Genomic DNA, 12079 nt, shown 5'->3' with positions numbered 1-12079 from the left:
AAAAAACACCTGTGCGCCTTGCCCATCCACCAGCTGCCGGCATAGAATGCCAGATAGCCACTCATACCACTAAGGGGTCGCTGTCTCTGCCGACTCGCTTGCTAACTGATGGACCAATTGACTAAAATGCTCACCGCGCGCGGCATAGCCGCTGTATTGATCAAAGCTGGCACACGCAGGCGACAACAGCACAGCCTGTACTTGCGAGAGACTGCTTGAGGTCACTTGCAAGATGGTGGCAAAGGCGTTTTCTAGCGTTTGGCACTGATGTAGCGTTACGTCATGACTGATCTTAGCCGCGCGCAAATGCTGCTCTATCAGCGGTGCATCTTCGCCAATAAACAAAACCTGGCTGACGTACTGATTGATAAAAGGCGTCAGCTCACCAAACGCCTGCCCCTTGCCCTGCCCGCCTAATACCAGCAGCAGCTTGCCATCTTTTGGCGCATAGACAGCGCCAAGCCCTTCGATGGCTGCTATGGTCGAGCCGATATTGGTGCCTTTTGAGTCATTAAAATAATCGATACCAGCCACGCTTGCCACGTATTCACAGCGATGCTCAAGACCTGTGAACTGCTGCAAAGTCGTCAGCATACTCGCCAGCGGCAACCCCGCCAGCTCGCCTAACGCCAGCGCCGCTTGCGCGTTGAGCAAATTATGCCGACCTTTAATCAACAGTTTGTCTGCCGACAGTAGTTTTTGTGTACCACGCGCCAAATAAGTCTGCCCATCGGAATCGACAATCAGCCCATATTGGTCTTTGTCAGGCGCATGAATACCTGTACTGATTCTGGGTAAGTTATCAGCCACCAGTGGTCGCGTCAACGCATCTTCGCGGTTGATGACCACTGACTTAGCGCCTTGAAAAATACGATGTTTGGCTTGATGGTAGCCGAGCATATCGCCATGACGATCGAGATGATCAGGCGACATATTGAGCACAGTCGCTACTTGCGCACCCAGATTGCTGACCGTCTCTAACTGAAAGCTCGACAATTCAAGTACAGCCAGCGCCATTTCACTATTTTCTAGTAGCGTCAGCGCCGGTACGCCGATATTGCCACCGACACCGACGTTGACGCCCGCATCTGCCGCCATCTGACCAACCAAAGTGGTTACCGTGCTTTTAGCATTAGAGCCTGTAATCGCGACGATAGGGACACGGCAGGCGTCACAAAATAATTGAATGTCGCTGACCACTGGGATATGGGCTTGACGCGCCGCCGCCACCGCAGGCGTGCTAAGGGCGATACCTGGGCTGATAATGATACGCGCCGCCTGCTGCAATAGCTCAGCGTCAATCGCGCCAAACTGACGCGTCGTCACGGCCTCTGGCAGCTTCGCTGCCAACGCTGGCGCCGCTTGCGCATCGGTGACAGCGACCTGATAGCCTTGCTTGACCAAATAATGCGCCACCGACAGCCCCGACTGCCCCAAACCGACCACGACTTGTAACCCACTGCCTTTATGAAGTAAGGCTTCTGTTGTAGTACTGGTGGTCATATCTATTCCTTCTATTAAAATTAAACAAGCAAACGATGGGTAATATGGCTAAGATACAGGATAAGACGAATAAAAGAGGCTCTATATAGTGGCTGAAGCGACGGGCATAGCATTAACTATGCTGCTGTATCAAGCGTTAGGCGCTACCGTCAAGATAACAATCATGATAACGGTATCGTTCAGATTTCGGTACTGATTTTTTATGACTTTATGCTATTATGCGCCTGTTTTTATATTCAGGGTCTAATGCTATAATAGCCGCCCTGATCTGTCAGCACAGGGTTTTTGCTAAGTCTTACTCTAAGTCTTGAGCTTGGCATTTTAGTGTAGCATGTTGTTAGCGTTTGCGTGCTATTTGCCCCTCAGTCACTTTTGATTTGCGGCGACTGTAGGCTACCTTGCTATCAAAATCAAACTACTGTGCTTGTTGGGCAGCGTTTTATCACCTTCTATTGCAGCATCTCATTGCTGACTCTATACGTTATTGTAGGTGCTATTTTATATACACTACTTTAAGCACCCATTTTAAATACTATTTTTTAGGCAATCTGATAGGATTTATCATCATAGTTATTATTGGTGAGTGTATTTGTGATACCCATCAATAAACCCATCGATGTGTTGATGATTGACCTCTGATAATTCAATACCACAACATGACAAGGCGCATGTTGTGGTAAAAAAAGATGAACCGCTATTTTATAGCGACGCGATCATTTTATGGATGATTACTTTTTTTGCCTCTAACCCTATGCAGTTTACTTATGACATCTTTTATTGATAACTTACGTGACGAGTGGTTTTCCAATGTTCGTGGTGATGTGTTATCAGGTCTGGTCGTTGCCCTCGCCTTAATTCCTGAAGCCATTGCCTTTTCTATCATCGCTGGGGTCGATCCAAAGGTCGGCTTGTATGCCTCGTTTTGTATCGCGGTGGTGATCAGTTTTGTCGGTGGTCGTCCAGGTATGATTTCGGCGGCGACAGGCGCGATGGCACTGGTGATGGTCGACTTGGTCGCCGAGCATGGTTTACAGTATCTACTGGCCGCGACTTTACTGTGCGGCGGCATTCAGATTGTGATGGGTATTTTAAAGCTGGGTAATTTGATGCGCTTTGTCTCGCGCTCGGTGGTGATTGGCTTTGTCAACGCCTTGGCGATACTCATCTTTGCCGCCCAGCTCCCTGAGCTAAATCCAATGACTGAGCGCGTCGGGATGACGGTCTACATCATGACCGCAGCGGGCCTTGCGATTATTTACTTGTTTCCGCTGATTCCGAAAATCGGACGGGTGATCCCATCGCCGCTTATCTGTATCGTGGGCCTGACGGCGGTGGCGATGTATATGAACCTTGATATTCGTAACGTCGGCAGCATGGGTGATCTGCCAGATTCGCTGCCGATGTTTTTGTTGCCAGACATCCCTCTAAACCTCAATACTTTACTGATCATCGCGCCTTACTCTATCGCGCTTGCCATCGTAGGTTTGCTAGAGTCTATGATGACGGCGACCATCGTGGATGAGCTGACAGATACGCCAAGTGATAAAAACAAAGAATGCCGTGGTCAAGGGATGGCCAACGTGGTGTCAGGGTTTTTTGGCGGTATGGCCGGCTGTGCGATGATTGGTCAGTCGATGATCAACGTCAAATCTGGCGGTCGGACGCGCTTGTCGACCTTGATTGCCGGTGTGGTGCTGCTCATCTTAGTGGTGTTTTTGAGCGACTGGGTCAGTCAAATCCCAATGGCCGCACTGGTGGCGGTGATGATTATGGTGTCGATTGGCACCTTTAATTGGCAGTCTATTCGTGAGTTTAAAACGCATCCGATGTCATTTAACATCGTCATGCTAGCCACGGTCGTGACCACAGTCTTTACGCACAATCTGGCGTACGGTGTCGGTGTCGGTGTCCTGCTCTCTGCCTTGGCCTTTGCCAATAAGATTGGTCAATTCTTAACCATCTTTAGTGAGTACGATGAGCGTAGCAACACGCGTTATTACTATGTGCAAGGGCAGGTATTTTTTGCCTCGACCACGCAGTTTTTGCACAGCTTTGATACCAAAGAAGCCCTAGATAGTATCGAGATTGACGTCAGCCAAGCGCACTTTTGGGACGTCAGCGCCGTGGACACTTTGGACAAGCTGGTCATGCGCTTGCAACGAGAAGGCATTGATGTCAAAGTGGTGGGACTCAATAATGCAAGCCGAACCCTGATTGACCGTTTTTCTATCCACGATCGCCGAGACATTGGCTTACTGGATTAATGCATTACCAGTAGATAATTGAATATATAGTTTAATAAACAGCTGCGTTGGTTGAGAGAGTTGGGCATCAGTCACATTGCCCAGCTTTTCGCCAAGCAGCTGTCTTTTTATTGTCGGAATGATGTGGTGGTCTTATGAGTAATTTAAAACCAGATAGTGTGATTGCCTGCTTGGACTGTCCTGATCACGTGCAAGCCGTGTTGGAAGCCAGTATGTGGGCAGCGACTCGCCTGCAGGCGCCTATCGGCCTCTTGCACTCGGTGCCAAGCTTGCAACAAAAAGCCGCGGTAAACTACTCTGGCTGCCTAAATATCGACGACGAAAATACTTTGCTTGAGCAATTTACCAATAAAGAACATCTAAGCAACTGTGAATTAAAAGCCCAAGGCAAGCTGCTGTTGCATCAAGCCACCACCTACTGCGAGCAGCAACGACAAAAACTCAAAACCTATACGTTGCATCGGCACGAAAACCTCAGTGAAAGTATCGATTATGTCGATGACAAAGCGCAATTGATCGTCATCGGTCATCATGTCACTTGCAAATCGACTTTGAGCCGACTCATCAGAGTCAGTCTTTGCCCCATTTTGGTGACTCATGCACCATTTTTGCCCCCTACAACGGCGCTATTTGCCTTCGACAACAGTCCCACTTGTCATAAAATGCTCAATTGGCTCTGTAAAACGCCGCTTATTCGCGCCCTAACCGTCCACATCGTGATGGTGGGCAAAGAAAACTCTGAAAACTGCGATGCGCTGCGCGAAGCTTACGCACGCCTCAAGCAAGCGGGCATCAAGTCGAAAAAGGCGTTACTCGATTGCCGCGACGTGACAGCAGCCCTCAATTATTATCAAACCGAAAATGACATTGGCCTGTTGATGTCAGGGGCATTTGGGCAGTCGCGCTTACGTGAGCTATTGCAAGGCAGCGATACGGAAAAATTACTGGTCAGCACCCAAACCCCTTATCTGCTTTTTCCTAAAGCATAAGAGCTATCCCAAAGACTATACGCCACACCGTCTGCCGCCTGATTCTCTTATCTTACCAGCGCTGAGTAATGTGTTTATGCTCGGCGCGTTTTTTGACCTCATCCCCTATACCTCATCCCTTATATAGTGATGATAGGTATCCCTTTTTGTTTTTATTATTTATAAAAACCGCTTAGCAAATCGTCACATGAAATAAATCGATAGCCTCCCCAAGCACCTAGAAAGTTGGTTATAATAAAGTTTTCATAGGCTTAACGCCAAAGGTTGATTGACGCGGTATGACGCATGACGATAAGTATAATCGCGGCGTTATAGTGCGTGATGTGTGTCATGATACTGGTGATTTTTGTACCAATAAGCCCACTCCTACCTCCCCCCTTGAGTAGGTTTGGCACAGTTCTTGAATGACCTATATCAAGCATGACTACGATGAGATGCACCACAACTTCTCTCAACCTGCGGCATCACACAAATAAGGAATTTTTTATGAAGCTAATCACTGCGATCTTAAAACCGTTTAAGCTCGATGATGTGCGTGAAGCGCTTTCTGACATCGGTGTCAAAGGCGTCACAGTCACTGAAGTTAAAGGGTTCGGTCGCCAAAAAGGCCACACAGAGCTCTATCGCGGCGCAGAATACGTGGTGGACTTTTTACCTAAAGTAAAAGTCGAAGTGGCTGTTATTGACGAGATGGTCGAGCCTGCTATCGAAGCCATCACCCGCATCGCGAGCACAGGTAAGATCGGTGACGGCAAAATCTTTGTCACAGCACTCGAGCAAGTCATTCGTATTCGTACGGGCGAGACGGGTCCTGACGCTATCTAAAGCGCACGACCTACTTACAAACGCTGATTTGTAAGTCCTACCTAACGCTCTATATTGCATCAATTCAAGGGGGAATTAACATGCAAAACCAAATCTTTGAGCTTCAGTACGCACTTGATACGTTCTATTTTTTAATGTGTGGCGCGCTCGTCATGTGGATGGCAGCGGGTTTTACCATGCTAGAAGCAGGGCTGGTCCGCTCCAAAAACACCGTTGAGATTTTAACCAAAAACATCACTCTATTCGCCACCGCCTGTACCATGTATATGATTTGCGGTTATGCCATTATGTATGGCGGCGAGTGGTTTTTGAGCGGTATCGCAGGTGGCGACGCCTTGGTCGCCGATGCGCTAGCTGCCTCTAGCGAAAACGGATTTGGCGGTGACTCTGTCTACTCTGCAGCCTCTGACTTTTTCTTTCAAGTGGTGTTTGTGGCGACCTGTATGTCTATCGTCTCAGGCGCGGTGGCTGAGCGTATGAAGCTATGGTCGTTTTTGTTGTTTGCAGTGGTCATGACAGGGCTGATTTATCCATTAGAAGGCAGCTGGACATGGGGCGGCAACGATGTGTTTGGTTTATATAACCTTGGCGACTTGGGGTTCTCTGATTTTGCTGGCTCAGGTATTGTGCATATGGCAGGAGCGGCGGCGGCATTGGCAGGCGTACTACTACTAGGTGCGCGCAAAGGCAAGTACGGACCAAAAGGTGAAATACGGGCGATACCGGGGGCCAACCTGCCACTGGCCGCCCTTGGGACTTTGATACTGTGGATGGGCTGGTTTGGGTTTAATGGCGGCTCCGTCCTCAAGCTGGGCGACATCGCCAGTGCCAACTCTGTGGCCATGGTGTTTTTGAACACCAACGCCGCAGCCGCAGGCGGCGCTATCGGAGCATTGCTGCTGGCACGTTTGATCTTTGGTAAAGCGGATTTGACCATGCTCTTAAACGGCGCACTCGCTGGGCTGGTCGCCATCACTGCCGAACCATCGACCCCTTCTGCCTTACAAGCCACGCTCTTTGGGCTGATCGCTGGGGTTATCGTGGTCTTGTCTATCTTGGCACTCGATAAACTAAAAATAGATGACCCAGTGGGTGCAATATCGGTACACGGCGTCGTGGGTCTGTTTGGTTTACTTCTCGTGCCTATTACCAATCCTGCAGCGACTTTTTTGGGTCAAATTGCAGGCGCGGCGACGATCTTTGTCTGGGTGTTTGTCGCAAGCCTAATCGTTTGGGCACTGATCAAGCTGATCATAGGTCTACGCATCTCTGAAGAGGATGAATACGAAGGCGCAGATATCGCAGAGTGTGGCATGGAAGCGTATCCTGAGTTTGTGATATAAGGCACAACCTAGCGTTTCTTAATCCAGTGCCTCTTCATCTAGCGTACTTTCACCGACTGTATTAAAGAGATGCCCCATCAAAAATCCCGCCAGACCTCTCGGTTTGGCGGGATTTTTGTGTTCTAACGCTTAATATAACGCGTATAGTTTATTTCTTTTTCCACTCTTGGCTACGTGAGAATGGACCGATATAGCCTTTTAGCTTTAGAGTATTGCCATTTAAACTGGCTGTCATGCGATAGTCTTTACCCTTTTCTGGGTCAGTGATCGTACCACCGCTATATTTACCACCACCGTCAGCTTTTAGGCCTTTGATGACAGTCATGCCGACGTGTTTTTTGCCTTTGGCGGAGTTCGTTGCAATGAGCTTACCGGTCAGCACCCCGTTAGACTCGGTAATTTTTACCGTGCCTTTTGGCTTACCGTCGTCATACGTCTGCCATGTTGTATTGTGTAATGGATCAGCGGCAAACGCCATGGTCGCCATACTGATACCGGCAGCTGCTAAAGCGGTTTTTGTAAATAGTTTCATAGAGTGACTCCCTTCATACAATGATTAATCAAACAATGATTACTCGAAACGTGATGTTTCTGCTGTTCTATGCTCATCCTTTGCTAGAATCTTTTATATAAGCGCTGCGATTTTACTCATCAACGCCGCACATCGTGAGTTAATATGTGGCGTTTGATGGTCGTTATCGCGATTGCTCACAAGCTTTTGTTCAAAGATTTGAGCGACATAAGCGATGTCTTGACCCATTATAAGCAATTTTATCTGTTTGCCTAGTAATTTTTTTGTACTTTATTATTTCTATAAAACCAAAACCATATCAAAGAGTTACAGGAAAGGGTTGTCGATATTTTTGTCCGATTGGTCATCATTTTCTTTTGACTTTGCCTCGTTATTACTATAAGGCAAACCATTATCAAAAGCTTGCATAATTTTGGTTGTCAGCTCGTGTAGCTGCTGAGCCTGATGATGCCCTGCCGCATCGAAGGTCACATCGATATCGCCATAAATCGTGATTTTGTCCTGCTGATTTTCGATGACCAGCTCTCCAATTTGCATGCTTTGGTGGTTATTGGCAAAGGGTTCAATCATTTTGTCATCCTTTTTATAGTAATTCAATCATGCATGTCAGCACATTGAGATGTCACTAAAAGCGCGTTAAGCCTGTAATTGAGTCAGTAGCCACTCAATAATGGCCAAAACAAACAGCAGCCATGTCGGTTCCTCTACTGGCTGATCAGGCAAGTCGGCGCTATCACCTGCCTTTAGTGGCAGTGCAAACGCTTGCGCTTTGGTCTGGCGATCGAGCACCGGCAAAACATCAATGCCGACTTTAGCCGTTAGCTCATCTACACTAATGACCTCTATGCGCTCTGACTCATCATTGGGCGCGTAATACACCCCTGCTTGATTGGTCGCTGGAATATAGACGGCCTTGAAAAAATGGCTGGGTACCAATACGCGCTTGGCAAGCTGTTTGGTCTTTTTGCCCGTAAAAGCCACGCCCGTGATGGTATAGACTTCGCCATACTGCTGGGTTAAGTAGCGGGTAGCAGACTCGATATTACGCCAGATATAGCGATTGTTACGCGGTGACTGCGGGGCGATATTCGCCAGACTAAAACTATCATATTGCTGACTGCGAGTGGCCATATTGGCATTGGGCGCTAGATGCCCACGATCATAGCCTGAGCCTGAATAATCAGACAACGAGGCACGCATAGACTTAGGTAGACGGCTCTCCTCATGAAAGCTGTCTTCGCGGTCGATGGTTTTTGCTTGCTGCAAGCGGCGGCGGTCTAGATGCTCAGCTGACCACAATGGTGTCCGTGACACGCCCGAGTACATAACGGCAAACCCGTCCATACACAAGGCTTGAGTATTCTTATCAAGCTTGGTATTGGTAAACTCTGGATAAACCCCGCCATAAAAAGATTGACTACACTGAGTAAGGTCATCTGCCTGCGCTGATGATAGCCCTACTACAATAGCAAATACCGCCATTATGCTGTTGTTCAAAATACCTTGATACCCACCAACTCTTATCATGCAACTCTCAATCGTCTATACTTGTTATTTCGTATGCGTATCCTAGCAGGCGTCCATCAATAAAGAAAGATAAGGCGTAAGTCGTGACTTTTTAAATGGTATCCGCTATACTTAGCCAGTCAAAAATCAGTATCGTGCAAATGCGGTCTGTCTAAACGGTGAAGTGGGTGAGTGGCTGAAACCGCACGCCTGGAAAGTGTGTATACGTTCATAGCGTATCGAGGGTTCGAATCCCTCCTTCACCGCCAATCTTATAAAATCTTAGTTTTCCCAGCTTGTCCTAAACTATCCTATATACATCTTAAACCCTTTAAATATAACGCGTCTAGCGTTTTTTTATGTCTAACGTTTTCCTAATCTATCCGAACATAACCCACCTATCCCATGGCTTGTGTTGGTCTATCTGTTGGTCTATGATTTCATTAGACCTCAAAAAGACCAACATTTAGGCTTTATGATTCAGCATTAGACCAACGTACTTGTTGTATTTGTTGATTCATATAGCTTGTAGCCATAGGGAATAGACCAACATGTTAAGCGATAGTAAGATACGCAAGCTTAAACCTAGTGAGAAATGCACACCTTCACGTCCTGACAAATACAGTGATCAGCAAGGCTTACAGCTATTAGTACGCAATACTGGCACAAAGACATGGATAAGCGCCTATCGCTTCGATGGTAAGCAGACACGGCTCACACTTGGTACTTACCCCATCATGTCGCTTGCTGAAGCTAGACAAGCCAATACTGAGATTAAAGCGCTGCTCGCTGATGGTATCGACCCAAAAAATAAAAAGCGTCAAGACAAGCTTGCTAACATCCACGCGCAGAAATTTAATGACTACGCCTTAGACTGGCTCGCTGAGCGCAAGCGCAACGTTAAGCCGCGTACCTATCAGCAAGACTATAACCGGATGCATAAAGACGTGTTGCCCCACTTTGAAGGCATGGCACTAAAAGATGTAAGCTTTGAAGATTGTCGATCGATGGCAGATGAGATCGAAACGCGTGTGAACAAAAACGGTGAGCCGCCACGTGAGGTGACCAGACGAACCATTGATTTGGTTGCTAATGTCTTAAGACGTGCCAAACGCGAACGCATCATTGAGCAAAATCCAATCGATGATCTAAAGGAACTCTACCCCAAAGCCAAAAGCCAGCATATGAAGCACGTGGATATCCATGAGCTACCTGCTCTTCTTCAAGCTATCGAGGGTTATCATGGTCATAACCAAACCCGATTGGGTATGAAGTTTTTAGCTTATCCATTTTGCCGCACTATTGAGCTGCGTATGATGAAATGGTCACACATCGATTTTGCCAACCGCTTATGGCGTGTTGATATCGATAACCTTAAGATTGCGCGTAAGCACGTCGTGCCACTATCCGATCAAATGCTCGCAGTGCTAGAAGAGATGAAAGCCATCACGGGGCAATATGAATATGTGTTCTATCATACAGGCATGCATCAGCCCTACAGTGAGGAGTTTATCAATAACGCACTCGATATCTTAGGCTACGCAGGCAAACAAACAGGTCACGGCTTTCGTCATATCGCCTCAACCAATCTAAACGAGCTTGGCTATATGGGTGACGCGATCGAGAAGCAATTGGCACATGATAAAAAAAGCAGCATTCGCGCGGTTTATAACCACGCGCAGCATTTAGAAGAACGCCGTAAGATTATGCAGGTCTGGGCTGACTTTTTAGATTTGCTAAGAGATAAAGGTGAGGTAGTAGATTTTCGAACTGCTAGGCAGGAAATTGAGCAATCGCTTGCAAGTAATCAGCCAGATTCATTACGGAATGCTAATAAACAAGATCTGATCAAAGCGCTATTAGAGCAAGGTATCACAGCTGATGAGCTGCAAGGTTATATTGATAAGGCCTAGTATAAATCTTTGCCATCAACATCGACATAATCGAGCTCATAAAATCGATTTATTAATATATCAAGCGTGGCTGTCTCTGACAGTCCTTGCACCTGTGCCATCTTCTCTAATCTAGCTTTGGTTTTTTTTGTCAGTGGTAGATGATATGGCTTTTTTGTCTTACCCGCATCACGATATTTTTGTTGGCTCCAAGCGCGCTTCATCTTATCAATAATTCGTTCTTTACGATCAGACTGAACATAACTTTCAATTTCTTTGTCATTAATTGGAAAGTCCACAATGTCTAAGGCAGCTAAAATATGACTTCTTATTTCTTCGTGCAAACTTGTATCTCTTCCTAAATAATTGTACCTACCATCCTTTCTTAAATAATCTCGAGTCCATTCTATCTGTTCTTTATTATTTTCAGCCAGCCATTTAGAATAATTATCCTTCTCAAAAACAACATGCCATCTTTTCTTTATATTGTTTAGTAAAATTATTTTATTATCTATATACGTTGTATTATTTTTATCGTCAAAAAAATAATACAATTCATTCATTAGGTCATGACTATTTTGGTCAAAATTATACCCATACTCTGATGATAAAATATGCAGAGCAAAGATCTGCGCTCTTAAACTATCTGAAACCCATTTAAAATGCACCTCAGGTATTAAGCTATGTAACATTTTTGAATAAGACTCATCTACAAGTTCTCTAAAATTCTCATGCTGCGCTAGTGCGTTTATTAATGCTTGGTACCGATCAGTTGCACCAATATTAGAGAAGCTGACGCTCTTATTAGAAGCTAAATATTCCTGCACCCATCTCACCTGTCTTTCAGATAAAGACCTAATATTCTTATTAAAATATGAGCGATTATCATACTTTATTTGTGAGGGACGATAATCATAATAAAGAGCCTTATAATGTCCTTTTTGATAATATTATATTATCACTCGTGATATTATAGTATTACAACTATATTATTTTAGTAAAAAACTTATATCATTAAAATTATATCTTTTCAACATTTTGATAATATTTATGTAGTAGTAATTTAATCTATATTTTTAGATATCAGTGACTTACCTCGATTTTATGCTATGCAATCCTTCAGTAGACCTCTTGCAAAAGTCATAGTCTAAGCTCGGAATTAATGATACCAGCAAACAGCTTCATTCTAAGATCATAGCGCTGACGACGGTTGCGATATTTATGA

10 protein-coding genes and 1 tRNA gene are annotated in these 12079 nt (G+C 45.8%); 6 read left to right on the top strand and 5 right to left on the bottom strand.

Annotated features, from left to right (window positions below; translation table 11 throughout):
- Positions 1-69: 69 nt before the first annotated feature.
- A complete protein-coding gene (murD, locus tag BTV99_RS08085) occupies positions 70-1503 on the bottom strand; it encodes a UDP-N-acetylmuramoyl-L-alanine--D-glutamate ligase (protein ID WP_075101869.1) in 1434 nt (477 codons plus the stop codon).
- Positions 1504-2267: 764 nt separating this feature from the next.
- Between murD and BTV99_RS08080 the strand changes: the two genes are divergently transcribed.
- The 4 genes from BTV99_RS08080 to BTV99_RS08065 all read left to right on the top strand — a co-directional run bounded on the left by BTV99_RS08080 (position 2268) and on the right by BTV99_RS08065 (position 6924).
- Positions 2268-3767, top strand: coding sequence for a SulP family inorganic anion transporter (locus BTV99_RS08080; protein ID WP_075101868.1), 1500 nt, complete (start codon positions 2268-2270; stop codon positions 3765-3767).
- A gap of 134 nt (positions 3768-3901) precedes the next feature.
- Positions 3902-4756 (top strand): universal stress protein, encoded by an 855-nt coding sequence (locus BTV99_RS08075; RefSeq protein ID WP_075101867.1) that lies wholly within the window; start codon positions 3902-3904, stop codon positions 4754-4756.
- Between the two features lie 486 nt (positions 4757-5242).
- Positions 5243-5581: a P-II family nitrogen regulator gene (locus BTV99_RS08070; RefSeq protein WP_010197981.1), complete on the top strand. Its 339-nt coding sequence runs from the start codon at positions 5243-5245 to the stop codon at positions 5579-5581.
- 80 nt (positions 5582-5661) lie between these two features.
- Positions 5662-6924, top strand: coding sequence for an ammonium transporter (locus BTV99_RS08065; protein ID WP_075101866.1), 1263 nt, complete (start codon positions 5662-5664; stop codon positions 6922-6924).
- 148 nt (positions 6925-7072) lie between these two features.
- Here the strand turns inward: BTV99_RS08065 and BTV99_RS08060 are convergent, their stop codons facing one another.
- The 3 genes from BTV99_RS08060 to BTV99_RS08050 form a co-directional block, all read right to left on the bottom strand.
- Complete coding sequence (locus tag BTV99_RS08060; RefSeq protein ID WP_075101865.1) at positions 7073-7456, bottom strand: DUF2147 domain-containing protein; 384 nt, start codon at positions 7454-7456, stop codon at positions 7073-7075.
- Positions 7457-7762: 306 nt separating this feature from the next.
- Positions 7763-8026, bottom strand: coding sequence for a hypothetical protein (locus tag BTV99_RS08055; protein WP_075101864.1), 264 nt, complete (start codon positions 8024-8026; stop codon positions 7763-7765).
- A gap of 66 nt (positions 8027-8092) precedes the next feature.
- On the bottom strand, positions 8093-8983 hold the full coding sequence (locus BTV99_RS08050; RefSeq protein WP_075101863.1) for a DNA/RNA non-specific endonuclease: 891 nt from the start codon (positions 8981-8983) through the stop codon (positions 8093-8095).
- A gap of 157 nt (positions 8984-9140) precedes the next feature.
- On the opposite strand from BTV99_RS08050, the gene BTV99_RS08045 reads away from it, so the two are divergent.
- Positions 9141-9231: transfer RNA gene (locus BTV99_RS08045), tRNA-Ser, on the top strand.
- 282 nt (positions 9232-9513) lie between these two features.
- Entirely contained in the window at positions 9514-10875 is a 1362-nt protein-coding gene (locus BTV99_RS08040; protein WP_075101862.1) for an integrase arm-type DNA-binding domain-containing protein, read from the top strand.
- Here the strand turns inward: BTV99_RS08040 and BTV99_RS08035 are convergent.
- Entirely contained in the window at positions 10872-11681 is an 810-nt protein-coding gene (locus BTV99_RS08035; RefSeq protein ID WP_075101861.1) for a hypothetical protein, read from the bottom strand. The genes BTV99_RS08040 and BTV99_RS08035 overlap by 4 nt on opposite strands.
- Positions 11682-12079: the final 398 nt, after the last annotated feature.

Source organism: Psychrobacter sp. Rd 27.2 (assembly GCF_001921755.1).
Lineage (GTDB): Bacteria > Pseudomonadota > Gammaproteobacteria > Pseudomonadales > Moraxellaceae > Psychrobacter > Psychrobacter celer.
The sequence above is the reverse complement of the archived record's forward strand: the minus strand, read 5'-3'. Positions and strand labels throughout refer to the sequence as shown.